The sequence below is a fragment of the Bradyrhizobium sp. genome, assembly GCF_035273305.1.
GTDB lineage: Bacteria > Pseudomonadota > Alphaproteobacteria > Rhizobiales > Xanthobacteraceae > Bradyrhizobium.
Genome location: NZ_DATEPI010000153.1, coordinates 1 through 23,742, shown reverse-complemented (window position 1 = coordinate 23,742; position 23,742 = coordinate 1). Strand labels below are relative to the sequence as shown.

Sequence of the window (23,742 nt, the reverse complement as noted above, 5' to 3'; positions counted from 1 at the left end):
CTATTCAATGGTTTAGTAAAGCAGACTTTGCGCTAGGCGCATCGCGCCTTTCATGGCAGAAATAGATCAATCAGCGCCTGTATTGTGCCGCTGATTCGGGACACCCTCAAAGGCCTCACATGACAGAACCTGCCCGGCGAACGGTTGCCGAAACTGAGCAATCCATTCCCATCGAGTATGGCGCGGAATCGATCCGGGTGTTGAAAGGCCTTGATGCCGTGCGCAAGCGGCCGGGTATGTACATCGGCGATACCGATGACGGAAGTGGCTTGCATCACATGGTGTATGAGGTCGTCGATAACGCCATCGACGAAGCGCTCGCAGGCCACGCGACCATCGTGGAGGTGCTACTGAACGCCGATGGCTCGGTGACTGTGCGCGACGACGGCCGCGGCATCCCCGTCGACATTCACAAGGGCGAGGGCATTTCCGCCGCCGAGGTCATCATGACCCAGCTGCATGCGGGCGGAAAATTCGACCAGAATTCGTACAAGGTCTCGGGCGGCTTGCATGGTGTCGGCGTCTCCGTCGTCAACGCGTTGTCGAGCAAGCTGCAACTGCGGGTCTGGCGGGACGGCAAGGAACATTTCATCGAATTCGCCCATGGCGACGCGGTGGCGCCGCTGCAAATCATTGGTGACGCCAATGGCAAGCGCGGCACCGAGGTGACGTTCCTCGCCTCGAAGGAAACCTTCACCAACGTCGAATACGATTTCGCAACGCTCGAGCACCGCCTGCGTGAGCTTGCGTTCCTGAATTCAGGCGTCAACATCGTGCTGTCTGATCTGCGCCATGCGGTCGAGAAGCGCGAGGAGATGCGCTATGAAGGCGGGATCGAGGAATTCGTCAAATATCTCGATCGCAACAAGAAGCCGATGGTACCGTCTCCGATCGTGATCAATACCAACATGAACGGCATAGGCGTGGAAGCAGCCCTGTGGTGGAACGACAGCTACCACGAAAACGTGCTGTGCTTCACCAACAACATTCCCCAGCGTGACGGCGGCACCCATCTGGCGGGTTTCCGAGGCGCTCTGACGCGTCAGGTCAACGGTTATGCCGACGCGATCGCCAAGCGTGAAAAGATCGCCCTCACCGGCGACGATTGCCGCGAGGGCCTCACCGCGGTGCTGTCGGTGAAAGTGCCCGACCCGAAGTTTTCGTCACAGACAAAGGACAAGCTGGTGTCCTCCGAAGTGCGGCCGGTGGTGGAGAACGTCCTCAACGAGGCGTTGGCGGCCTGGTTCGAGGAACATCCAACAGAAGCCAAAATCATTGTCGGCAAAGTGGTAGAAGCCGCCGCCGCCCGCGAAGCGGCGCGGAAGGCGCGCGAGTTGACGCGGCGCAAAGGCGCGCTCGATATGGCGTCGCTGCCCGGCAAGCTCTCCGATTGCCAGGAGCGCGATCCTGCCAAGTCAGAACTGTTCATCGTCGAGGGCGACTCCGCGGGCGGCAGCGCCAAGCAGGGACGCAACCGCGAATTCCAGGCCGTGCTGCCATTGCGCGGCAAGATCCTCAACGTCGAGCGCGCGCGGTTCGACAAAATGCTCGGCTCCGAGCAGATCGGCACGCTTATCACCGCGCTCGGCACCGGCATCGGCCGCGAAGATTTCGATCTCTCAAAACTGCGCTATCATAAGATCATTCTGATGACGGACGCGGACGTCGACGGTGCGCATATCCGCACCCTGCTGTTGACCTTCTTTTTCCGGCAGATGCCGGCGCTGATCGAGGGTGGGTATCTCTACATCGCGCAGCCGCCGCTTTATAAAGTGGCGCGCGGCAAGTCCGAGCAATACCTGAAAGATGAGCGGGCGCTGGAGGACTATCTTATCCAGACCGGGCTGGACGATTGCGTTTTCAGGCTGGGTTCGGGAGAGGACCGCAAAGGCCGCGATCTCCAGGCAATGGTGGAGGACGCCCGCAGCATCCGCACCACGCTGCACAATTTGCACAGCCGTTATAATCGCAAGGTGATCGAGCAGGCCGCGATTGCCGGCGTGCTTACTCCCAAGGTCGCGGGGGATGCCGCAACCGCCAACGCCGCCGCCGAGTATATCGCAAGAAGGCTGGACGCGTTGGCCGATGAAGTCGAGCGAGGGTGGACCGGCCGCTATACCGAAGGCGAAGGTTACTTCTTTGAACGTACCGTGCGCGGCGTGAAAGACGTCGCGGCAATCGATGACGCGCTGCTCGGTTCCGCTGACGCGCGCAAGCTGGATAGCTACGCTGCCAAGCTGCAGGAGGCCTATCCGAAACCGGGCGTGCTGCGTCGCAAAGATTCCGAGACCCTCATTCATGGTCCTGTCGACCTGTTCGAGTCGGTGACCGCGGCCGGACGAGAGGGACTGAAGCTGCAGCGCTACAAAGGTCTCGGCGAAATGAATGCCGACCAGCTTTGGCAAACCACGCTCGACACCAACGAGCGTTCGCTTTTGCAGGTCAAGATCAAGGAGGTCGATGAGGCCGACGACATCTTCACCAAGCTGATGGGCGATCTGGTCGAGCCGCGCCGGGAGTTCATCCAGGATAATTCGCTCACGGCCAATGTGGACGTGTAGCGAGCCTTCGGTCCGGCAGACGGAACCCGCCGATCGCCCTGGCGCCTAGCATCGCGTGCGGCGCCGTTCCGGAATGGGACGAAGGCGATCATGTCCCGCGCCGTCCGCAGCCACGATCGATCCGGCTGATCGGCCGAGCGGCTGTTGACGGGCTACCGCGCGCGCCGTACCAAAACTGGCCGAACGAGCAAAAAAGGCAGTGCCATGGCCAACGAAACCGCTACGCTCGCCGCTTATGTCGCCGATCTGAAATTCGAAGATATCCCGCAGGAAGTACGGGAGCGCGCCAAGGCGCTGACGCTGGACTTCCTCGGTAGCGCGATCCGCGCGCGCCGGGACGCGGAGTCAACGCCATCGCTGCTGAGAATGCTGGAGGCGCTCGCCCTTGACGGTACCGGCGACTCCACCGTCTTCGGGGACACCAGAACGTGGACCCCTGCGGTGGCGGCGCTGCTCAACGGGGCGCTTGGCCACTCGCTTGATTTCGATGACACGCACGCGGACTCTTCGCTGCATGCGAGCGCGCCGGTCGTGCCTGCCGCATTTGCAGTCGGCGAACTCCTCAGTGCATCCGGGCGCGATGTATTGACCGCCATTGTTGCCGGCTATGAAGTGTGCTGCCGGCTCGGCAACGCGCTCGATCCCACCTCTCATTACGCACGCGGCTTTCATCCGACCGCCACCGCCGGCACTTATGGCGCGGCTGCGGCCGCGGCGAAGCTGTTTGGGCTTTCACAACAGCAAATCATTGCCGCCTTTGGCGTCTCCGGCAGCCAGGCCGCCGGCTCACTGCAGTTCCTCGTCAATGGCGCCTGGAACAAGCGTTATCAGGTTGGCGCGGCTGCTATGAATGGCGTGATCGCCGCTACGCTGGCGCGCAACGATTTCGTCGGGGCTACTGAATCAGTTGAAGGCAAGCATGGGCTGCTCGTGGGATATAGCGACAATGCCCATCCGGACAAGGCGATCGCAGGGCTCGGCAAGGTCTACGAGACCATGAACATCGGCGTGAAGCCATATCCGAGCTGCCGTTACACCCATGCCGCGCTTGATGCACTGATAGCGATGCGTCGCGAGCATAATTTGACTCCGGACCAGATCAAGCGCGTTGAGATCGGTCTGCACCGCAATGGCATCACACTGACCGGTGACGCCGCTACCAAGCGGCACCCGACCTCGATCGTTGGTGGACAGTTTTCGATGTTCTTCACCGGTGCGGTGGCGCTCGATCAAGGCCGCTTTGGTTGGGACGATTACGAGCGACTGGGTGACGCCGCGGTCGACGCGCTTGCCGACAAATTCGACGTGGTGCAGGACGACCGGCTCCAGATCGGCCGCAGCCATCCGTTCGGCGCGCGCGTCAGCATTACCACGGATGACGGCGTACATGAGCGTCTCCATGCCGATCCCTCCGGCGAGCCGAACTCGTTTCCGGATGCACAGGCAATGGCGCAGAAATTCCTGACGCTCGCGCGCCCGGTACTGAACGGTCGCGCCGATCAGCTAGCGGACGCGGTCCTTTCGTTGGAGCGATTCGACCGGATCGGCAAGGCAACCGAGCTGGGCCGGCAGTAGGCGTGACGCGATCGGTTGCCGAACCTCCGGTTACGCCTTCCATTTATCGCGATGGGTTACCCAAATATCCGCGGGATGGCCAAACAGATCGAACTCGTCCTGTTTATCGGCACCGAGCCGCCGAGCGACAGCCTGCGACGCCGTGTTCTCGCGATCGATGCAATGGATGATGCGGTCCAGTTCGAAGGTCGCAAACGACCAATCGATTGCCGCTCGAGCCGCCTCTAAGGCATAGCCCTTGCCGCGAAACTCGCGAGCTATGCCCCAGCCGACCTCAAATCCCGGCCACCCCGGTGGAAACCATGGGCCCACCCGCCCGACGTATTTTCCGGTCGTCTTTTCCTCGACCACAAACATGCCGGCGCCGTGCAAGATCCAATGTCCTGACATGATGGCTGCGTTGCGCCATCCCACGAACGGGTCGGTGACGGGCTTATTGTCGGCAGCAATGTATCGCGCGGTACCCGGATCGGAAAGCATCGCCGTATTCGGCGCTATATCGTCCGCGCGCCATTGCCGCAGTTTCAGCCGCTCGGTTTCGATCACAGGACCGTTCGGCGAATTAAGGGTGGCACCGGGCTTGAGGCGGACCGCGATCATGATTTCCATCCCCTTCTTGCTTGTGAGTGCTTACCGCCGTGTTCGCGAGCCGCGCACGCGAACTCGGCGCTTGGACGGACGTAGATATTTGTTGTTATAATATCGGCAAAACTCACGGAGACGCGGATGAGCTGGTTTCCCGACAAAGACCCCGTGCTCGGCGATGTGAAGTCCTGCGACGCTCTGGAAATGGTGATCGTGCCGCGCACGCGCGACCTGGGCGACGGATTCGCGGTGCGCCGGGCATTGCCGCACGGTCGGCGCCAGATGGTCGGCCCCTTTATTTTTTTCGACCATTTCGGCCCGGTGCAATTCGTGTCCGGCAAGGGCATGGATGTTCGTCCGCATCCGCATATCGGGTTGGCCACGGTGACCTATCTGTTCGACGGCAGCATCCTGCATCGCGACAGCGAGGGCAACATCCAGGAGATCCAGCCGGGCGCAATGAACCTGATGACGGCGGGACGCGGCATTGCCCACTCGGAGCGCACCCCTGACCTGGAGCGCAAGAATGGCCAGAAGATGCTGGGACTGCAGAGCTGGATCGCGCTGCCGGCCGCTTCCGAAGAGATCGCGCCCTCGTTTCAGCATTACGCCGCTGCCGACCTGCCCGTTGCAAGCGATCGCGGTCTTACGGCACGCGTTATCGCAGGCAACTCCTTCGGCCTGAGCTCGCCGGTTGCGATGGTGTCGCCGTGGTTCTACACCGAGGTGACCGCGGCCCAAGGCATCGGCGTTCCGCTCGATCCCGATCACGAAGAGCGCGCCATTTACCTGGTGGACGGCGAAGTCGAGATCGCGGGCGATCGCTACGAAGGACCGTGTCTGCTGGTCTTTCGGCCCGGCGATCGAATCACCGTCAAGACCATCAGACCTACGCGGATGATGTTTCTTGGCGGCGATGCATTGGAAGGTCCGCGTCATATCTGGTGGAACTTTGTCTCGTCCAGCAAGGAGCGAATCGAGCAGGCCAAGCAGGACTGGAAAACAGGACGCTTCGCGCCAGTCCCCAACGAACACGAGTTCATTCCGCTGCCGGAGTAAGCTCGCCCGCCCCTTCTCTTGCTGCCGCCAGCCCCTGTGCATACGGGCGCTGCCCACCGAAAGTTTGACAATGCCTCCCATGCTCGCCAGCGACCTGCCCCTCCCTCGGATCGGGCGCGGCAAGGTGCGTGACCTCTATGCCGTTGGCGAAGACCGCGTACTGCTGTTGACAACTGATCGCATTAGCGCCTTCGACGTGGTGATGGCCGAGACCATCCCGATGAAAGGCGCGGTGCTGACACAGATCAGCGCGTGGTGGTTCAACGAACTTGAGGGCGTAGTTCCTCATCACATGATCAGCGCCGATGCCGATGAGATCATTGCCGAGGTGCCCGCCTTGGGCGAACATCGAAGTTCACTAGCCGGACGCACGATGCTGTGCCGTCGCACCACGGTGTTTCCGATTGAATGCGTGATCCGCGGCTACCTCTCGGGTTCGGCGTGGAAGGAATACGCACAACAGGGCACTTTGGCGGGTGAAACACTTCCGCCGGGATTGCTGGAAAGCGGCAAGCTCGATCCGCCGATCTTCAGTCCGGCAACCAAGGCCGAAACCGGCCATGACGAGAACATCACGATCAATCGAATGCGGGAGATCCTGGGCCATGACGTAACACATACGCTCGAGAGCATGACGCGCGCCGTCTATACGCTTGGCGAGAAGATCAGCCGCGACCAGGGCATCATTATCGCCGATACCAAGTTCGAATTCGGGCGTGACAAGGATGGCCGCATCATTCTCATTGATGAGGTCATGACTCCCGACAGTTCGCGCTTCTGGGCTGCGGATCTGTACAAGCCTGGTCAGCCGCAACCGAGCTTCGACAAGCAACCACTGCGGGACTACCTTGACGTCGAGCGCTGGGCGGGTCGCTGGAACGGCGAAGCGCCGCCACCGAAGCTGCCAGCGAGCGTGGTTGAGGCTACCAGCAAACGTTACCTCGAGGCTTACCGCCGTATCACGGGCGAAGAGCTGACGATTTGAGCCAGTCACTTGTTGAGCCTGTCATTTCGTATCCGGGAGCATAGCCATGACCGACACGGATAGCGTGCTTGAGCGCGATGGTCCGGTGACCATCGTTTCGATCAACCGTCCGCATTGCCGTAATGCCGTAGACGGTGCAACGGCGCAAAAACTGTTCGACGCCTTCAACGCGTTCGATGCCGATCGCGAGGCATCGGTCGCGGTCTTTACTGGAACCGGAGGCTATTTCTGTGCGGGCGCCGACCTGAAGGCCGTGGCATCCGGCGACCCCAACAAGAAACGTGAAATTGGCGGCCATGACTCGATCGCGCCGATGGGACCGAGTCGGCTACGCCTTTCAAAGCCGGTAATTGCGGCCGTGGAAGGTTTCGCCGTGGCCGGCGGCATGGAGCTCGCGCTGTGGGCGGATATGAGGGTTGTCGCCGAAGACGCCACATTCGGAATCTTTTGCCGCCGCTTTGGCGTGCCGCTGATCGACCTCGGGACCATTCGACTGCCGCGACTGATCGGTCATTCGCAAGCGATCGATCTTATTCTTACCGGACGCCCGGTCGGTGGTCCGGAGGCCCTGCGGATGGGTCTTGCCAATCGATTAGTGGCGAAAGGCGAGGCGCGAGCCCACGCGATTTCACTGGCAAAGGATATCGCGCGCTTCCCGCAAGCCTGCTTGCGTGCGGATCGGCTGTCGGCACTGCGGCAATGGGACCTGTCGGAAGAAGATGCGATCGCGGATGAGATGCGCGGCGGTCTGGAGGTCATAGCATCCGGCGAAACCTTGTCCGGCGCTACCCGCTTTGCTTCAGGTGCCGGACGTCACGGCAAGTTCGCGTGAGCGTTGCAATCGGCGCCCATGAAAAGGCGCCGATCCTTGGTCGGTCCATGGAACGGCTCGCGCCCGCGTAACGCTCAGACCCCGGCCATCATCACGTATTTGATTTCGACATACTCATCCATGCCGTGGTGCGATCCTTCGCGGCCGAGGCCAGATTCTTTAACGCCGCCAAACGGCGCGACCTCCGTGGTAATGAGGCCGGTATTGACGCCAACCATGCCCGACTCGAGCGCCTCGGCGACCCGCCAGACGCGGCCGAGATCGCGCGAGTAAAAATATGACGCCAATCCGAATGGCGAATTGTTGCACATCGCGATCACGTCGGCCTCATCCTTGAACCGAAACACCGGCGCCAGTGGGCCGAAAGTTTCCTCCTGCGAGACCAGCGCGTCGGGCTGGACATTCGCCAGCACGGTCGGTTCGAAGAAGGTGCCGCCCAGTGAATGGCGTTTTCCGCCGGTCACGACCTTTGCGCCGCGCTTGACCGCGTCGGCAATGTGCTTTTCGACCTTATCGACGGCGTCCATATTGATCAACGGACCCTGCGTGACGCCGGACTCGGTGCCGTCGCCGATCTTCATCGCCGCGACTTTCTTGGTCAATTTCTCGACAAACTGATCGTAGATCTTGTCCTGGGCGTAGATGCGGTTCGCGCAGACACAGGTCTGACCCATGTTGCGATACTTCGACACCATCGCGCCCTCAACAGCGGCATCGATATCCGCGTCATCGAACACCACGAACGGCGCGTTGCCACCTAGCTCCAGCCCGAGCTTCTTCACTCCGACCGAAGCTTGCTTGTAAAGGATCTTCCCGACCTCGGTTGATCCGGTGAATCCGATGAAGCGCACCGCCGGGTGTTCGCACAGTACTTTGCCGATGGCGGAGGAATCCCCGGTGATCACATTGAACACACCTTTGGGCACGCCGGCCTTCTCGGCGAGCGCCGCGAGCGCCAGCGCACTGAACGGTGTTTCATTGGCGGGTTTCAAGACGACGGTACAGCCAGCGGCGAACGCGGGGGAGACCTTGCGGGTGATCATCGACGACGGAAAATTCCAGGGCGTAATCGCGCCACAGACGCCGATCGGCTGCTTGATCGCCAGCAGCCGCGCATCGGCGCGTTGCGTTGGAATGGTCTCGCCATAGACGCGACGCGCCTCTTCCGCGAAAAACTCGACATAGGCGCCGCTGATATCGACCTCGCCCAGCGCTTCAGCGAGCGGCTTGCCCTGCTCGGTAGTCAGGATCATCGCCAAGTCTTCGCGGTTGGCGACAATCAGGTCGAACCATTTGCGCAAGATATTGGAGCGCTGCTTGGCGGTGAGCTTCGACCAAGCGGGAAACGCGCGCTCGGCGGCTTCGACGGCCTGGGTTGCCTCGGCCGTGCTCATCCTTGGAATCTTCGCAATTTCAGCGCCATTGGCCGGGTTGGTTACGGCGCTAGCCGGTGTTCCGATCCAGGCGCCACCGATATAGCAGCGATCACGCAGCAGCGACGGATCCTTCAAACGGTCGCGCAGTGAAGGCGTGGTAGGTTGGGAAGTACGTGCCGCAGCAGTCGGGGACATGGCGTTACTCCTCGGATTTTTGGATATTGATCCAATTATAGGCCGAAAACGGCAGCAATGCACCGGCCGCAAAACGCGGGGCTGCTTCAATCAATTTTGAAGGCTGGAGTTACAAGGCTGGCCGCGCCCGCTTAGGCCGCGCCGCTCATATAGGTCTCCCGACGACCGATCATCCGCTCCGCCGCAGCCTTAGCGTCCGCCTTGGTCGAGGTGGCGCAGGTGCGGTATTCGAGCTCCGGCACGGCAACAGGTCCACGCCGTCCAAACCAGGATTTCGAACTGTACGGGAGTTGCGACAGCGCCTGGGCGACATTGTCGACGGCTCCAAACGAATGCAGAGCGCCGGTCGCCGCATAGCGCACTTCGTAGATGCCCGGAGTAATCGGGGCCTCGATATTTTCCCCGCGGCCCGCCCGCGGATACATTTTCCATTCGCTCCAGGTCGAGATCATTATCATTCCCTCGCGGCGCCACGGCCGCAAAAATGTCGTTAACTAATGTCCGCGGAAAGCGTTTGAAGCCGCGATCTGAACGTGTTGCTACGAAATCAATTCCGGTTTGGCGAGTCGAATATACCGCTCAGAGCAGCATCGGTCATTGCCCGAACGGCCCAATGCACCGCAAATAAGACAACCCTTGACGTTGTTCAATCCTCTCCTGCGCCGTCAGCATCACGAGATCGCGACCCTCCCCTCGATTAACCACGACGCTTGCGGGAAGTGAGCGGCGGGAGGAAGATCACCCGTTTTAAAAACATAACGGGAGGACATGCCATGCAAAGCAACGCACAGGTTGAACAGCTGCTGCGCCAGAAGACCAGCGACCGGGAAATTCCCGGCGTGGTCGCGATGGCGGCAAACGCGAACGAGGTGATCTATCAGGGCGCGTACGGCAAGCGCGACTTGTCCAAGGACGATGCCATGACGCTGGATAGCGTTTTCTGGATTGCCTCGATGACGAAGGCGATCACGGCGGCCGGCGCCATGCAACTGGTCGAGCAAGGCAAGCTCTCACTCGATGCGCCGATCGGTGAAGTGCTGCCGGATCTTGCCGCGCCTCAGGTGCTCGAAGGCTTTGATTCCAGTGGAGAGCCGAAGCTGCGGCCCGCGAAATGTCCCATCACGTTGCGCCATCTCATGACCCACACCGCCGGCTTCGCCTACCATTTATGGAACGGCGAAATCGTGCGCTATCTGGAAAAAACCGGGCTGCCCGAAATCACCACCTGCAAGAACGACGCGCTTAAGACACCTCTGATGTCCGATCCTGGCACGCGCTGGGAATACGGCATCAACATCGATTTCGTCGGCAAAGCGGTTGAGGCCGTCACCGGCACACGGCTAGGCGCCTATCTCCGTGATCATTTGTTTGCCCCGCTCGGTATGAGCGACACCGGCTTCAAAATCGGGGACTCGCAACGGCAGCGCCTTGTTGCCATGCACGCCCGCGGCGAAGACGGAAGCCTGTCGCCGATCCCGTTCGAACTCGATCAGGACCCGGAATTCCACATGGGTGGGGGCGGCCTGTACGGCACGGCGGGCGATTACATCAAATTCACCCAGATGATCCTCAACAAGGGTCGAGGCAACGGCGCTCAGGTGCTCAAGCCTGAAACGGTTGCGATGATGGCACAGAATCACATCGGGGACCTGAACATGACCAAGCTGACGTCGGCGGTGGCGTTCGCTACCAACGATGTGGACCTCTATCCTGACATGGACAAAAAGTGGGGACTGAGTTTCCTGATCAACACGGCCAGGACGGCGGAGGGTCGCAGTGCCGGCAGCCTCGCCTGGGCCGGGCTTGCGAATACCTATTTCTGGATTGATCCCGCGCGAGACATCAGCGGGGTAATTTTGATGCAGGTGCTGCCGTTTGTGGACCGCGAATGCATGGAAGCGTTCGCCGGCTTCGAACGCGCGATCTATGGCGCGCTTGATGCGACACAACAGGCCGCGTGAGGACGCGGGGTTGATTGGATGATGAGCTAGGCCGGCAGTCCGCTCTGCTGCGCCAATTGCTTCAATGATGTTTGCGGGCGCGCGCCGATGTGCTGAATGACTTCAGCCGCGGCGAGCGCTCCTAACCTTCCGGCGTTTTCATAGCCAGCGCCGCGCACGAGCCCGAACAGAAACCCGGCGGCGAACAGGTCACCGGCCCCCGTCGTATCGACCATCTTTTCGATTGGAAACGCCGGGACCGCGGTGACATCATCCTTTGACGCCACCACGCACCCTTTCTCGCTGCGCGTCACGATCGCCAGATTCACGTCAGCTCGAAATTGCTTCAGCGCCGCGTCGAAGTCTGACGTCTGGTACAGGGAATGCAATTCGGCCTCGTTCGCGAACACCAGGTCGACCGTTCCATTACGCATGAGATCCAGAAATTCGCCGCGATATCGATCAACGCAAAAAGAATCCGATAGCGTCAGCGCAACCTGCCGACCCGCTTCATGTGCGATACCCGCAGCTTTCACAAAGGCGTCCTTGGCGCTTTTCGGATCCCAGAGGTAACCCTCCAGATACACGATCGCCGACGCCGCGACCTGGTCGGCGTCGATATCGCTGGGCATCAACTCCTGGGCCGCGCCGAGGTAGGTGTTCATGGTGCGCTCTCCGTCGGGCGTAACGAGAATATACGAGCAGCCGGTCGCGGGGCCGTCGGTTGCGGGGCGCGTTTCGAACGCCACGCCCGCCGCGCGAATATCGTGGGCGTACAGCTTGCCGATCTGGTCATTCTTGACTTTGCCGACATAGGCCGCCCGTGCGCCAAGATTGGCGAGCCCGACAATCGTGTTGGCGGCCGATCCGCCCGACATCTCTGTCGCCGGCCCCATGTCGCGGTAGATCGCCGCGGCCCTGGACTCGTCGATGAGCGACATGCCGCCTTTGGTCATGCCGTGAGATGCGAGAAAGCCCTCGTCGGTCTGCACCAATATGTCGAAAATAGCATTGCCGATTCCAAGAACGTCGTATTTCGCTGAACTCATCTATCCGTCCTGTCGCGGCAATTGCAGTGACGCGGAAAATCCGCTCCAACTGGGTCTCGATCGGGTGCAGCGGCCTATCACGATCAACCCTGTGCCAGCAAGCGACGGTGCTATACAGCCTCTCATGATCCGTTCTTTCCTGACCGTGTCCACGGGGACGCTGGCATCGCGACTACTGGGGTTCGCGCGCGATTCGATGGTCGCGGCGCTGCTCGGTGCGGGGCCCATTGCGGATGCGTTCCTGGTAGCATTTCAGCTAATTAATGTGATCAGGCGCTTGTTGACTGAAGGCGCGTTGAACGCCGCGCTGGTGCCGGCCTGGCTGCGCGTACGCGAGGCCGAGGGCACTGCTGCCGCCGCCGCATTCGCCGGGCGTATCCTCGCGACCGTCAGCACCGCGCTGATCGCGGCGGCTCTCCTGATAGGCATTTTGATGCCGATCGTCATTACCGCTCTGGCGCCAGGCTTCACCGGGCGTCCAAGCCTGCAACTGGCAATCGACGATGCTCGGCTGATGCTGCCCTATCTTGCTTTTGCAGGTCCGGTCACCGTGATGATGGCGCTCATGAATGCGCAACATCGATTTGCGCTCACTGCCTTCTCACCGCTTCTGTTTAACGTCAGCTTGATTACAGTGATGATCGCTCTCCTGGGCCTTCAGCACGACCCGGCTATTGCTGCGCGAGTGATCGCATTCACGGTCGGAGTGGCCGGGCTGCTGCAGCTGGCGATTCTGCTGTTGCGCCGCGGCAGCAACGCTCCCCGCCCGCTGCGGATTTCATTTGACGCCCAGATGCGCGGCTTTCTTGGCACGGCAGTCCCCGGAATGATCGCCAGTTGCGGGCCGCAGCTGCTCGTCATCGCGGGCGCCGTGATGGCCTCGACTTCGTCGTCCGCGATATCGCGGCTGTATTTCGCCAATCGCCTGATCGAGCTGCCGCTCGGCATTGTCGGAGTCGCAATGGGCACGGTAATGGTGCCAGAACTGGCGCGCGCGCTGCGCGCCCAGGATCGAGTAGCCGTCGGCCACGCACAATCGCGCGCACTCGAGCTCGCGGCGGGCCTGGCATTGCCTGCGATGCTCGGCCTGATCGTAATGAGCGAGTCCGTTGTGCGAATGCTGTTCCAGCACGGTGTGTTCAGCGCATCCGATAGCGCGGCCACGGCGCAGACATTGAATTGGCTCGCGCTCGGGCTACCCGCTCACGTGCTGGTCAAGACGCTGTCGCCGGCATTCTTTGCGCGCCAGGATACGCTGACACCACTAATGGCCACGCTGAAAGGATTGGCGGTCGCGATCGTCCTGGCTGTGATCCTCAACCAGATAATCGGCCCGGCCGGCATCGCAGCGAGCATCGCGTGTGGCGCCTGGAGCAGTGCGCTGGTCTTGATCCGGCGCGGTGCGGCGACATTTGGATTTTCGATCGACACCGCGGCGCGGCGGCGGCTCCCGCGCATAATCCTGGCGGCGGCGGCAATGGGCGGCCTGGTATGGGCCGCGTCGCAGCTGGTCCCGCCAACGGAGCTGCATGGTCTCGCCAACGCGGCGGTTCTGATGATGTTGATCGCAGGCGCGGTAGCCATTTACGGTCTACTTCTGGTCTTGTTGGGTGTCGTCAGTTGGAACGAAGCGCGTATTGGCTTCAGGCAAAACGCGCGCTCCGACTTGCGCGACCATGAACCACGTGGCATGTGACGGCGCGCCGCGCCTTTGCCAATTGATGGCGCGACAACAGGCGGGCGCGGGAAGCTGATCATGGCATTCGTTGAGCGGGTTTTCTCAGGCGTCCAACCGACGGGCAATCTGCATCTGGGCAACTATCTCGGCGCCATCGTTAATTTTGTGAAGCTGCAGGAAACGCACAATTGTCTGTACTGCGTGGTCGACATGCACGCGCTGACTCAGCCGGTTTCGGTCTGGGGCGGTCCGGCGGAACTGGCACGCAACACCAGGGAAGTCACCGCCGCGTTCATCGCCAGCGGCATCGATGCGAAAAAGCACATCGTGTTCAATCAGAGCCAGGTGTCCGGCCATGCGGAACTGGCGTGGATCTTCAATTGTGTTGCGCGCGTCGGTTGGCTGAACCGTATGACGCAGTTCAAGGAGAAGGCCGGCAAGGACCGCGAGAATGCGTCGGTGGGGCTGTACGATTATCCCGTGCTGATGGCGGCGGACATTCTGCTCTATCGCGCTACGCATGTTCCGGTCGGTGAGGACCAGAAGCAGCATCTGGAGCTTTCGCGCGACATCGCGCAGAAATTCAACAACGATTTCGGCGACTCCATACGCAGCCATGGCTTCAACGAGGGACTGTTCTTCCCGCAGCCGGAGCCGCTGATCACTGGCCCGGCGACACGGGTGATGTCGTTACGCGATGGTACCAAGAAGATGTCGAAATCGGATTCATCGGATAACTCGCGCATCAATCTGACCGATGACACCGACACCATCGCGCAGAAGATCAGGAAGGCAAAGACCGACCCGGAACCGCTGCCGTCCGAGGAAAAGGGTCTTGAGGGGCGCCCGGAGGCGGACAATCTCGTCGGCATCTTTGCCGCGCTGTCGGGCCGGACCAAGTCCGATGTCCTTGTCGAGTTTGGCGGCGGCCAGTTTTCAACCTTCAAGAATTCACTGGTCGAGCTCTGCGTCGCAAAGCTGTCGCCGATCGCCTCCGAAATGAAACGGCTGGTCGCGGATCCCGGTTACGTCGATTCGATCCTGATCGAGGGAGCAAACCGCGCCCGCGATATCGCTGCCGAGACCATGAAATCGACAAAGGACATCGTGGGTTTCGTCCGGAGACACTGATTTCGCCGATTTGCCGGCTTGCTGCCTGTCAATCTATAAGCGCTCCGTTGGTGAACGCCGCTCCCTGCGCGCTTGTCGAGCATGGCTGGGTCATGGCAGCATAGGCTCCGCTTGGCAGCACCGGGACATGCATGACCAACCAGCGACGAAGCTATGAGACGGGTCACAAGCCAAAATGTCTGGTTATCGTCGATGATACTGCGGAATGGGACCGCGCGGTCTATTATGCCAGCCGCTGGGCGATCCGGGCCGGCGGCGGCGTGGTAATGCTGCGTATCATCGAGACGGAAGATCAGAACCAGCAATGGCTCGGGGTCGCTGAGGTGATGCGCGCCGAGGCCCACGAGGAGGCCAACGCCGCGCTTGATCGCGCCGCCGGACGCGCCAATGGGATCGCCGCGATTACGCCCGAACGTGTAATCCGGGAAGGCGATCCGGCCGAGCAGATCGTCGACGTCATAGATAACGATGTCGATATTTCGATGTTGGTGCTGGCCGCCAATCCGGGACCCGAAGGTCCCGGCCCGCTGATCACCATCATGGCCAAGACGGTTGGCTCGTTCCCGATTCCGGTCACCATCGTACCAGGAGATCTGAGCGACGAGGCGATCGACGCACTGTCGTGATCCGTGTCACGCTATTCTTTTTCGACCTTAGATCTTTGATACAGCTGCGGAACTCCTGTTCTGCACCCCTTGATCGTGCATCCGCGGTCGCCATCTGCTAGGTATCGCTCACGCGCCGGCCTTGAACCGGCGACGCCGGAGAAAACCATGTTCATCCAGACCGAAACCACCCCTAACCCCGCCACCCTGAAATTCATTCCAGGGCGTATCGTGCTCGACAGCGGTACCATGGAATTTACCAGCCCCGAATCCGCGGTGCGGTCGCCACTAGCCGAGCGATTGTTCAGCATTCCCGGCGTGACCAGCGTGTTCTACGGCTCCGATTTCGTCACGGTGACGAGAGACGGCAGTGACTGGCAACACATGAAGCCGGCGATCCTCGGCGCCATCATGGAACATTATATGTCGGGCGCGCCGCTGCTCGCCGATGGCACCGTTGCAAATGACGAGGCGGCCGATGAAGACGACGAATTCTTCAACGAAGCAGACGCCGAGACTGTGGAGATGATCAAAGATCTGATCGAAACCCGGGTGCGTCCGGCTGTCGCCAACGACGGCGGCGACATCACTTTCCGTGGGTTCAAGGATGGTGTCGTCTATCTCAACATGAAGGGTTCCTGCTCAGGATGCCCATCATCCACAGCTACTCTCCAGCACGGAATTCAGAATCTGCTGCGGCATTTTGTGCCCGACGTGGTTGAAGTCCGGCCGATGTGATGCCGGCAGCGGCGAACAGCGCGGTCCAATGCTGATCCTGGCCATCGATACCGCGCTGGATGCCTGCTCCGCCGGCGTTCTCGATACTGACGCAGGTCAGCTGATCGCGCTGCAAACGCTGGCCATGAAACGCGGTCACGCCGAGGCACTGATGCCGCTGATTCAGCGAGTGATGGACCAATCCGGCATCGCTTTCGCAACGCTCGACCGAATAGCGGTCACCACCGGTCCTGGCAGCTTCACCGGGCTTCGGGTGGGACTTTCCGCCGCTCGCGGAATCGGATTGGCGGCGCGAAAGCCGGTGGTCGGGCTGACGACATTGACCGCCTATGCCGCTCCAATCGTCGGCCAAAACGCCGAACAGCCGATCATCTCGGCGATCGATGCGCGGCACAATCACGTCTACTTTCAGGTTGTCGCCGGCAACGGCGCCTCGCTGGTCCGGCCGCAAGTTGCGTTGATTGACGAGGCACTCGATGCCTCGCGTTTCGGCGCGCCGTATCTGGTCGGTAACGCCGCCAACATGCTCGCCGACCGCTGGCCGGCCGACGCGCCGCGGCCGTTCAAAGTCGATCCGCAACCGGCGCCGGATATCGTCTGGGTCGCCTGGCTGGGTGCTGCCGTCAGCCCGGATACAGCGCCGGCGCGACCCTTCTATTTGCGGGCGCCCGACGCCAAGCCACCAACCGACCCGCTGCTTAGATCGTCCCCATCGCCGCTGCAATGATGGAGTGGCTCTCGGAAATGTGGGGCGGCGGAACGGCGGCGGTCGAGCCCGCAACGCTGCGCGATGCCGCCCGTTTGGCGCAGTTGCACGCCGCCTCGTTTCACCGAGGCTGGAGTGAAAGCGAATTCGAGGCCATGCTGACTGAGCGCCACACGCTGGTGCATCGCCTGAGAGTCGGACGCAAGATCATCGGTTTTGCGGCTTCTCGGATGGCGGCTGACGAGGCCGAAATCCTTTCGGTCGCGATTGCCGGGACCCACCGCGGCCGCGGCTATTCGCACAACCTGTTATTGACCCATCTTGGCCATCTCGCCGGGCGCGGCGTACGCAGCGTGTTCCTTGAAGTCGAGGAACATAATCAGCCGGCGCGGCGGCTCTACGAGCGCGCGGGATTCGCGATCGCCGGGCGCCGCGAGCGCTATTATCACCGAGAGGGTGGAAAAGAATTGAATGCCGTTCTGATGCGCCGCGACTTGTCGTGACCCCCGCGCGGTGGCACAAGGGACACTGGAGTTCTATCGATAAAAATCCGATCCAGATTGCACCGGATCGAAGTTCCATCTCAATCAAGCGGCGTACAGTTTCGTCGTCGTACCGCTTACATGCTCTGATCGGCCTGACATGCGTTGAACGCAACACGCGCTGCTAGGCGAAGGCAAGATCCGATGACCGCACTGAAAACGCCGCCCGCGCCCAAGGCAACCGGAATTGAAGCCCGTTGCGCTGCCACCGGCATGCGCATGACCGAACAGCGCCGCGTGATTGCGCGAGTGCTGGCGGAAGCAGCCGATCATCCCGATGTTGAGGAGCTTTATCGCCGCTGCGTTACCGTGGACGACAAGATTTCGATTTCAACCGTATATCGAACGGTAAAACTGTTCGAGGACGCCGGGATCATCGAACGCCATGACTTCCGTGAGGGCCGTGCCCGCTACGAGCAGATGCGTGATAGCCATCACGATCATCTGATCAATTTGCGCGACGGCAAGGTGATCGAATTCACCAACGAAGAAATCGAAAAGCTGCAGGCCGAAATTGCTCGCAAGCTCGGCTACAAACTTGTGGATCACCGGCTGGAATTGTACTGCATTCCGCTGGACGACGATAACTCCTGAGCTTGCAAGTTTTGCACTCAAAAATCGACCTTGTCATTTTCGACTGTGATGGCGTGCTCGTCGACAGCGAGGTCATTTCATGCCGCGCGCATTCTGAAATGCTGACGCGTCACGGTTATCCGATCACCTCCGATGAGGTGCTTGCCCGATTTCTCGGCGTATCGGACCGCGAGGCGAGATCGATCATCGAAGCCGAACTTGGCCGCAGTCTGCCGGATGATTTTGAAACTCAGGTCAAGCAAGCCACGCTGCAATGCTATGCGGGTGATCTGCGCGCCATTTCCTATGTCGGCGAAGCGATCGGATCGATTGCATTGCCGAAGTGCGTGGCTTCCAGCGGCACGCCCGAGAAAATCCGGCACGGTCTCATCTGCGCGGGGCTGTATGATCTGCTCGCCCCGAATATTTTCTCCGCCTCACAGGTCGCGCGCGGGAAGCCTGCGCCGGATCTTTTTCTGTTCGCCGCCGAACAGATGCAGGTGACGCCGCCACGATGCTTGGTCATCGAGGACAGTCTGCCCGGCGTCACCGCCGCCCGGGCGGCCGGAATGACGGTGCTAGGCTTCCATGGCGGCAGCCATTGCCGCGCCGGTCACGGTGATGCCCTGGGTGCCGGGGGAGCGCAGATGATTTTCGAGGATATGCGGCGATTGCCCGGTCTGATCCTGGATTTTCAGGCGCATTGACCGCGCCGCGCAAGAGACGGCGACGCAGGTCGGAAAACGCTGATTTTGCGAGATACCGCGTGATCCTGCGGCTGGAATGATCGCCTCACACACTGGCTTTTCGCCGCTTTAGCCTATATTTGAGGCCGGCGCCGCGATGGCGGCATTTCACGCACAGCATTCAGGTTCCATGAACCCGCCGCGCAAGCTGCATATCAAGTCCTATGGTTGTCAGATGAACGTCTACGATGCGCAGCGCATGGTGGATACGCTGGCGCCGGAGGGTTTCGTCGAGACGCCGACCGTCGAGGATGCCGATCTCGTAATCCTCAATACCTGTCATATCCGGGAAAAGGCCTCCGAAAAGGTGTACTCGGAACTGGGTCGGCTACGCCGCCTCAAACAGGAGGCTGCGCGCAACGGCAAGCGCATGAACATTGCCGTGGCCGGCTGTGTCGCCCAAGCCGAGGGCGAGGAGATCATCCGACGCGCCCCGGTCGTTGACGTCGTCGTCGGCCCGCAAAGCTATCATTATCTGCCGCAACTTCTGGAACACGCAAAAAGCACCGGCCGTGCACTGGAGACCGATTTTCCGGTCGAGGACAAGTTTGGCTTTTTGCCGCCGCCGCGGCCCGAGGCGATTCGCGCCCGCGGCATCTCCTCATTCGTCACCGTGCAGGAAGGCTGCGACAAATTCTGCACGTTCTGCGTAGTGCCCTACACGCGCGGCACCGAAGTATCGCGCCCGGTCACAAAGATCATCGATGACGTGCTCAGACTTGCCGACAATGGGGTGCGCGAGATCACCGTTATCGGTCAGAACGTCAACGCCTATCATGGGGAGGGACCTGATGGACGAACCTGGTCGCTCGGAAGGTTACTGCACGCTCTGGCGGAGATTCCCGGCATCGTGCGCCTGCGCTACTCGACGAGCCATCCTCGGGACGTCGACGATACACTTATTGCAGCTCATCGCGACGTGCCCGCCGTGATGCCATTCGTTCACCTGCCCGTGCAATCCGGTTCAGATCGCATTCTTGCGGCGATGAACCGCAGGCATACGGCGGATGATTACCGCCGAGTTATCGAGCGGTTTCGCCTCGCCAGCCAAAACGTCGCATTTTCATCGGATTTCATCGTCGGTTTCCCAGGTGAGACCGAGGAAGATTTTCGCGCCACCCTCGCGCTTGTCACGCAAATCGGCTACGCTGGCGCTTATTCGTTCAAATATTCGTCGCGGCCGGGGACGCCGGCTGCGGACATACAGGAGACGATTTCAGCGGCTGAGATGGACGAGCGATTGACGCGGCTTCAAGAAGTGATCGACAGCCAGCAATCAGCCTTCAATCGGGCTGCGATTGGCAAGACGGTCGATGTGCTGTTCGAACGCTCGGCGCGCAATGCCGGTCAGATCGTCGGCCGCACAGTGTATCTTCAGCCCGCCCATGTCATGGCATCTCCTGATCTGATCGGGCAAGTCCTGCCGGTAAGAATAGAAAGCCTCGAGCGTTACAGCCTGCTCGGCCAGCTCGTGCCTTCATCGAACGAGCGTAGCATGCCACCTGCAGCTTCCAGGATGGCATCTGCTCAAGCCACCAATTCTCAAATGACGACGGGAGCCTGAACCCTTGCCCAAAAGCGCATCGGATTCGCCTTCGCTCGCTCCCAGCCGCAAACTCGACCGCGACGTGCAGATGCCACCCGAGACGCAAGTCGTCATCGACTTCGACGACAACCGCGGAGCATCGGCGCTGGTCGGCCCCTACGGTCAAAACCTTGCCTTGATCGAGCGCCGGCTCGGCGTCGTGGTCGACTCCCGCGGCAATCACATTTCGATCGCGGGATCACGCGACGGCTGCGACGCCGCGCGGCGCGTGCTGGAAACGCTGTATGCGCAGGCGACCCAAGGCCACGACCTCTCGCAAGGTGATGTCGAGGGCGCAATCCGCGCCGTCATAGCGCAGGGCTCGTTGTTCGAGTTCGACGCCAAGACGGTCAAATCGTCTTTCGAGACCATCAACCTGCGCAAGCGCCCGGTGCGGGCGCGCACCGCGGCCCAGGATTCCTACATTCGCGCATTGAAACGGCACGAACTGGTGTTTGGGATCGGCCCGGCGGGCACGGGCAAGACCTGGCTTGCGGTGGCACATGCGGCGCAGATGTTCGAACGCAAGGAAGTGGATCGCATCATCCTGTCGCGCCCCGCGGTGGAAGCCGGCGAAAGACTCGGCTTCTTGCCGGGCGACCTGCGCGAGAAGGTCGATCCTTACTTACGGCCGATTTATGATGCACTGTACGACTTGATGGACTCCCGAATTGTCGAACGCGCCCTGCAGGCCGGCGAAATCGAAATCGCGCCGCTCGCGTTTATGCGCGGTCGCACTCTCACCAACGCTGTCATCATTCTGGACGAGGCGCAAAACACCACCTCGATGCAGATGAAGATGTTCCTGACACGGCTTGGCGAGAATAGCCGCATGATCGTCACCGGCGATCCCTCTCAGGTCGATCTGCCGAACGGCCAGACTTCCGGTCTTGCGGAAGCGGCCAGGCTGCTGGACGGCGTCGAGGGTATCGCGCAAGTGAAATTTACGGCTGAAGACGTGATCCGTCATGAACTGGTAGCCCGAATCGTCGCCGCTTATGAAAGCTCAGCGCTGCGGCCGGGAACAACCAAGTCCTGATGAGAAAATCTGCCGAGAAGCGATCGCCGCAAAGCATTTCGGGGCGCAATAGAAATTCTGGAGCGATGGCGCAATCCGCCCTTCCCATGACCGAGGTCCTTATCGTCGCCGACGCTTGGAACGGCGAGCCGGACGCCGACGCTGTGATCCAACGCGCGGTCGCGGTCGCAGCCGAGATGGCCGATGCCGATACCGCCGATGCCGAACTCGCGGTGATGCTGACCGATGATGCAGGAATTCGCACCCTGAACAGCAACTGGCGGGGCATCGACAAGCCTACCAATGTGCTGTCGTTCCCGGCGCTAAGGCCGCCAACCGGCGTGAGCAGCGCTGATGAGATACCACCCATGCTCGGCGATATCGCCATCGCCTATGAGACCGCGCGCAGGGAAGCCGATGACGAGCAAAAGCCCTTTGACCATCATCTCAGCCATCTCGCTGTCCACGGTTTCCTGCATCTGGTCGGATATGATCACGAAACAGATGACGAGGCCGAGGCGATGGAAGCTCTGGAAATAGAGATCCTGGCACAACTCGGCATTCCCGACCCATACGCTGATCGGGAGCGGATGGACTGAGATGGCGGACTCCGAACCGACCCATGATAATCCGCGCAATACGCGCAACCTGCCGGCGGTGGTGCCGCAAGGCGAGGTCATACGTCCGACGGCCGACAATTGGCTGACCCGTGCGATCCGAGTGCTGTTCGGGTGGAAGCCGGGTTCGGTCCGCGATGATCTGCAGGTCGTACTCGATGCCTCTACGCCTGACGATGCGGGCTTCTCCGCCATCGAACGCACCATGCTGCGCAATATCCTCGGGCTGCATGAACGGCGCATCGCCGACGTCATGATCCATCGCGCCGATATCATCGCGGTCAAGCGCGATATCCCGCTTGGTGAATTGATGAGCCTGTTCGAAAGTGCCGCGCATTCGCGCCTTGTCGTCTACAACGAAACACTCGACGATCCCGAGGGCATTGTGCACATTCGCGATCTGCTGGCGTTTATGACGGCAAAAGCGCGTGCGCTCGATCCAGGCAAAAGCAAGCGAAAGAAACCGTTTCCCGCCGGGCTCGACCTGCGTGCGGTCGATCTGGCCCTGCCACTGTCGAATGCCAACATCATCCGAAAGCTACTGTTCGTGCCACCATCGATGCGGGCGATCGATCTTCTGGCACAAATGCAGGCGTCGCGAATTCATCTGGCCCTTGTGGTGGATGAATATGGCGGCACCGACGGCCTGGTCTCGATCGAGGACATCGTCGAGCAGATCGTCGGCGACATCGATGACGAGCACGACAGTGATGAACCACCGGCGATCGTTCGCCAGGCTGACAATTCCTTTATCGCCGATGCCCGCGCCAGGCTCGATGACGTCCGCGCTGTTATCGGAGAAGACTTCGTCACGGGCGAGGCCGGCGAAGAGGTCGAGACACTCGGAGGCTATCTCGTGACCCACGTCGGCCGGCTGCCGGTGCGCGGAGAGGTGATCTCTGGCCCCGGCAACTACGAGATCGAAGTGCTTGACGCCGATCCGAGGCGCGTGAAGCGGCTGCGCATTGCCCCTCGCAAGGAGCGCCCTCCTGCGCGAACACAGCGCGAGGGCCGCCGCCGTGAAGCCGCACCGGACGCAAGCCAGCCTCAAGCCAGTGATAATGCGAGTCCAACTTCCGGCGACGGAGCCGCTTCGCAGTGAGCTCATCAGATAGACTTCGCCGCTTCGGTCTAGCGATCATCCTGGCATGGGGCTGGAGACGCGCGGTCATCGCGCTTGCCGCAGGCGCCCTGTCCTCGTTCGCGATGGCGCCGTTCAATGCATGGCCGGTGCTGTTCGTTACTTTTCCGGTGATGGTCTGGCTGATTGACGGTGCCGGAGCAGGACGGTTGCGTGGCGTGCCCGCGGCCGCGATGGCGGGCTGGTGGTTCGGTCTCGGCTATTTCGTGCCGGGACTGTACTGGATCGGCTATGCGTTCCTGGTCGATGCGTCGACTTTCGCGTGGCTGATGCCATTTGCTGTAGTAGGCCTACCGGCTTATTTGGCGCTGTTTCCCGCTTTGGGCTTCGCGCTGGCGCGCATGATCTGGACCAGGGACGCTTCGCGGGTGTTGGCGCTCGCGGTTAGTCTCACGGCAAGCGAATGGCTTCGCGCCCATGTGCTCTCGGGCTTTCCCTGGAACGCGTTTGGCTATGCCCTGAGTGAACCGCTGGCGCTGGCGCAGACCGCGTCATTAATCGGCCT

Annotated in this window: 22 protein-coding genes and 1 pseudogene; 19 read left to right on the top strand and 4 right to left on the bottom strand. The window is 61.0% G+C overall.

Annotation, left to right across the window (positions count from 1 at the left end):
* Positions 1-119 precede the first annotated feature (119 nt).
* A complete protein-coding gene (gene gyrB, locus VJV58_RS10615; protein ID WP_324137300.1) occupies positions 120-2,561 on the top strand; it encodes a DNA topoisomerase (ATP-hydrolyzing) subunit B in 2,442 nt (813 codons plus the stop codon).
* A gap of 204 nt (positions 2,562-2,765) precedes the next feature.
* Complete coding sequence (locus VJV58_RS10610; RefSeq protein ID WP_324137299.1) at positions 2,766-4,136, top strand: MmgE/PrpD family protein; 1,371 nt, start codon at positions 2,766-2,768, stop codon at positions 4,134-4,136.
* 30 nt (positions 4,137-4,166) lie between these two features.
* Here VJV58_RS10610 and VJV58_RS10605 read toward each other — a convergent pair whose 3' ends face one another.
* Complete coding sequence (locus VJV58_RS10605; protein WP_324137298.1) at positions 4,167-4,736, bottom strand: GNAT family N-acetyltransferase; 570 nt, start codon at positions 4,734-4,736, stop codon at positions 4,167-4,169.
* Positions 4,737-4,862: 126 nt separating this feature from the next.
* Between VJV58_RS10605 and VJV58_RS10600 the strand changes: the two genes are divergently transcribed.
* From VJV58_RS10600 to VJV58_RS10590, 3 genes are all read left to right on the top strand, one after another.
* The gene (locus tag VJV58_RS10600; protein ID WP_324137297.1) at positions 4,863-5,780 is read left to right on the top strand and encodes a pirin family protein; all 918 of its coding nucleotides are present in this window, start codon (positions 4,863-4,865) and stop codon (positions 5,778-5,780) included.
* A 70-nt stretch (positions 5,781-5,850) separates the two neighbouring features.
* Positions 5,851-6,765: a phosphoribosylaminoimidazolesuccinocarboxamide synthase gene (locus VJV58_RS10595; protein WP_324137296.1), complete on the top strand. Its 915-nt coding sequence runs from the start codon at positions 5,851-5,853 to the stop codon at positions 6,763-6,765.
* Between the two features lie 46 nt (positions 6,766-6,811).
* Positions 6,812-7,597 carry a crotonase/enoyl-CoA hydratase family protein gene (locus VJV58_RS10590; protein ID WP_324137295.1) on the top strand — a complete coding sequence of 262 codons (786 nt, stop codon included), beginning with the start codon at positions 6,812-6,814 and terminating at the stop codon, positions 7,595-7,597.
* Positions 7,598-7,671: 74 nt separating this feature from the next.
* On the opposite strand, the gene VJV58_RS10585 is transcribed toward VJV58_RS10590, so the two are convergent.
* Positions 7,672-9,168: an NAD-dependent succinate-semialdehyde dehydrogenase gene (locus tag VJV58_RS10585; protein WP_324137294.1), complete on the bottom strand. Its 1,497-nt coding sequence runs from the start codon at positions 9,166-9,168 to the stop codon at positions 7,672-7,674.
* A 131-nt stretch (positions 9,169-9,299) separates the two neighbouring features.
* The gene (locus VJV58_RS10580) at positions 9,300-9,620 is read right to left on the bottom strand and encodes a hypothetical protein (RefSeq protein WP_324137293.1); all 321 of its coding nucleotides are present in this window, start codon (positions 9,618-9,620) and stop codon (positions 9,300-9,302) included.
* Between the two features lie 321 nt (positions 9,621-9,941).
* On the opposite strand from VJV58_RS10580, the gene VJV58_RS10575 reads away from it, so the two are divergent.
* Positions 9,942-11,129: a serine hydrolase domain-containing protein gene (locus tag VJV58_RS10575; protein ID WP_324137292.1), complete on the top strand. Its 1,188-nt coding sequence runs from the start codon at positions 9,942-9,944 to the stop codon at positions 11,127-11,129.
* Positions 11,130-11,155: 26 nt separating this feature from the next.
* On the opposite strand, the gene VJV58_RS10570 is transcribed toward VJV58_RS10575, so the two are convergent.
* Entirely contained in the window at positions 11,156-12,157 is a 1,002-nt protein-coding gene (locus VJV58_RS10570; RefSeq protein ID WP_324137291.1) for an adenosine kinase, read from the bottom strand.
* 124 nt (positions 12,158-12,281) lie between these two features.
* Between VJV58_RS10570 and murJ the strand changes: the two genes are divergently transcribed.
* The 13 genes and pseudogenes from murJ to VJV58_RS10505 form a co-directional block, all read left to right on the top strand.
* Positions 12,282-13,853: a murein biosynthesis integral membrane protein MurJ gene (gene murJ / locus VJV58_RS10565; RefSeq protein WP_324137290.1), complete on the top strand. Its 1,572-nt coding sequence runs from the start codon at positions 12,282-12,284 to the stop codon at positions 13,851-13,853.
* A gap of 60 nt (positions 13,854-13,913) precedes the next feature.
* The gene (trpS, locus tag VJV58_RS10560) at positions 13,914-14,966 is read left to right on the top strand and encodes a tryptophan--tRNA ligase (RefSeq protein WP_324137289.1); all 1,053 of its coding nucleotides are present in this window, start codon (positions 13,914-13,916) and stop codon (positions 14,964-14,966) included.
* A gap of 131 nt (positions 14,967-15,097) precedes the next feature.
* The gene (locus tag VJV58_RS10555) at positions 15,098-15,592 is read left to right on the top strand and encodes a universal stress protein (RefSeq protein ID WP_324137288.1); all 495 of its coding nucleotides are present in this window, start codon (positions 15,098-15,100) and stop codon (positions 15,590-15,592) included.
* A 147-nt stretch (positions 15,593-15,739) separates the two neighbouring features.
* Positions 15,740-16,309 carry a NifU family protein gene (locus VJV58_RS10550; RefSeq protein ID WP_324137287.1) on the top strand — a complete coding sequence of 190 codons (570 nt, stop codon included), beginning with the start codon at positions 15,740-15,742 and terminating at the stop codon, positions 16,307-16,309.
* Positions 16,310-16,337: 28 nt separating this feature from the next.
* Positions 16,338-17,036: a tRNA (adenosine(37)-N6)-threonylcarbamoyltransferase complex dimerization subunit type 1 TsaB gene (gene tsaB, locus VJV58_RS10545; RefSeq protein ID WP_324137286.1), complete on the top strand. Its 699-nt coding sequence runs from the start codon at positions 16,338-16,340 to the stop codon at positions 17,034-17,036.
* On the top strand, positions 17,033-17,518 hold the full coding sequence (gene rimI / locus VJV58_RS10540; protein WP_324137285.1) for a ribosomal protein S18-alanine N-acetyltransferase: 486 nt from the start codon (positions 17,033-17,035) through the stop codon (positions 17,516-17,518). The genes tsaB and rimI overlap by 4 nt, the downstream gene beginning before the upstream one ends.
* A 183-nt stretch (positions 17,519-17,701) precedes the next feature.
* Entirely contained in the window at positions 17,702-18,151 is a 450-nt protein-coding gene (locus VJV58_RS10535) for a Fur family transcriptional regulator (RefSeq protein ID WP_324137284.1), read from the top strand.
* A gap of 23 nt (positions 18,152-18,174) precedes the next feature.
* A complete protein-coding gene (locus VJV58_RS10530) occupies positions 18,175-18,837 on the top strand; it encodes an HAD family hydrolase (RefSeq protein ID WP_324137319.1) in 663 nt (220 codons plus the stop codon).
* Positions 18,838-19,006: 169 nt separating this feature from the next.
* Entirely contained in the window at positions 19,007-20,440 is a 1,434-nt protein-coding gene (gene miaB / locus VJV58_RS10525) for a tRNA (N6-isopentenyl adenosine(37)-C2)-methylthiotransferase MiaB (protein WP_324137283.1), read from the top strand.
* A gap of 4 nt (positions 20,441-20,444) precedes the next feature.
* Positions 20,445-21,500, top strand: a complete 1,056-nt coding sequence (locus VJV58_RS10520; protein ID WP_324137282.1) for a PhoH family protein — start codon at positions 20,445-20,447, stop codon at positions 21,498-21,500.
* Positions 21,501-21,565: 65 nt separating this feature from the next.
* Positions 21,566-22,078 carry an rRNA maturation RNase YbeY gene (ybeY, locus tag VJV58_RS10515; protein ID WP_324137281.1) on the top strand — a complete coding sequence of 171 codons (513 nt, stop codon included), beginning with the start codon at positions 21,566-21,568 and terminating at the stop codon, positions 22,076-22,078.
* 1 nt (position 22,079) lies between these two features.
* Complete coding sequence (locus tag VJV58_RS10510) at positions 22,080-23,198, top strand: hemolysin family protein (RefSeq protein WP_324137280.1); 1,119 nt, start codon at positions 22,080-22,082, stop codon at positions 23,196-23,198.
* Positions 23,195-23,742, top strand: a pseudogene (locus VJV58_RS10505) (apolipoprotein N-acyltransferase); the annotation flags it as partial. The gene VJV58_RS10510 and the pseudogene VJV58_RS10505, both read left to right, overlap by 4 nt.

What these genes read in the sequence shown, in the direction of transcription:
- VJV58_RS10600 (WP_324137297.1), top strand. Translation starts at nt 4,863, where the DNA reads ATGAGCTGGTTTCCCGACAAAGACCCCGTGCTCGGCGATGTGAAGTCC.
- VJV58_RS10605 (WP_324137298.1), bottom strand. Translation starts at nt 4,736, where the DNA reads ATGATCGCGGTCCGCCTCAAGCCCGGTGCCACCCTTAATTCGCCGAAC.
- VJV58_RS10535 (WP_324137284.1), top strand. Translation starts at nt 17,702, where the DNA reads ATGACCGCACTGAAAACGCCGCCCGCGCCCAAGGCAACCGGAATTGAA.
- VJV58_RS10555 (WP_324137288.1), top strand. Translation starts at nt 15,098, where the DNA reads ATGACCAACCAGCGACGAAGCTATGAGACGGGTCACAAGCCAAAATGT.
- VJV58_RS10585 (WP_324137294.1), bottom strand. Translation starts at nt 9,168, where the DNA reads ATGTCCCCGACTGCTGCGGCACGTACTTCCCAACCTACCACGCCTTCA.
- ybeY (WP_324137281.1), top strand. Translation starts at nt 21,566, where the DNA reads ATGGCGCAATCCGCCCTTCCCATGACCGAGGTCCTTATCGTCGCCGAC.
- trpS (WP_324137289.1), top strand. Translation starts at nt 13,914, where the DNA reads ATGGCATTCGTTGAGCGGGTTTTCTCAGGCGTCCAACCGACGGGCAAT.
- VJV58_RS10610 (WP_324137299.1), top strand. Translation starts at nt 2,766, where the DNA reads ATGGCCAACGAAACCGCTACGCTCGCCGCTTATGTCGCCGATCTGAAA.
- VJV58_RS10580 (WP_324137293.1), bottom strand. Translation starts at nt 9,620, where the DNA reads ATGATCTCGACCTGGAGCGAATGGAAAATGTATCCGCGGGCGGGCCGC.
- VJV58_RS10550 (WP_324137287.1), top strand. Translation starts at nt 15,740, where the DNA reads ATGTTCATCCAGACCGAAACCACCCCTAACCCCGCCACCCTGAAATTC.
- miaB (WP_324137283.1), top strand. Translation starts at nt 19,007, where the DNA reads ATGAACCCGCCGCGCAAGCTGCATATCAAGTCCTATGGTTGTCAGATG.
- murJ (WP_324137290.1), top strand. Translation starts at nt 12,282, where the DNA reads ATGATCCGTTCTTTCCTGACCGTGTCCACGGGGACGCTGGCATCGCGA.
- VJV58_RS10575 (WP_324137292.1), top strand. Translation starts at nt 9,942, where the DNA reads ATGCAAAGCAACGCACAGGTTGAACAGCTGCTGCGCCAGAAGACCAGC.
- VJV58_RS10595 (WP_324137296.1), top strand. Translation starts at nt 5,851, where the DNA reads ATGCCTCCCATGCTCGCCAGCGACCTGCCCCTCCCTCGGATCGGGCGC.
- tsaB (WP_324137286.1), top strand. Translation starts at nt 16,338, where the DNA reads ATGCTGATCCTGGCCATCGATACCGCGCTGGATGCCTGCTCCGCCGGC.
- VJV58_RS10590 (WP_324137295.1), top strand. Translation starts at nt 6,812, where the DNA reads ATGACCGACACGGATAGCGTGCTTGAGCGCGATGGTCCGGTGACCATC.
- rimI (WP_324137285.1), top strand. Translation starts at nt 17,033, where the DNA reads ATGATGGAGTGGCTCTCGGAAATGTGGGGCGGCGGAACGGCGGCGGTC.
- gyrB (WP_324137300.1), top strand. Translation starts at nt 120, where the DNA reads ATGACAGAACCTGCCCGGCGAACGGTTGCCGAAACTGAGCAATCCATT.
- VJV58_RS10570 (WP_324137291.1), bottom strand. Translation starts at nt 12,157, where the DNA reads ATGAGTTCAGCGAAATACGACGTTCTTGGAATCGGCAATGCTATTTTC.
- VJV58_RS10510 (WP_324137280.1), top strand. Translation starts at nt 22,080, where the DNA reads ATGGCGGACTCCGAACCGACCCATGATAATCCGCGCAATACGCGCAAC.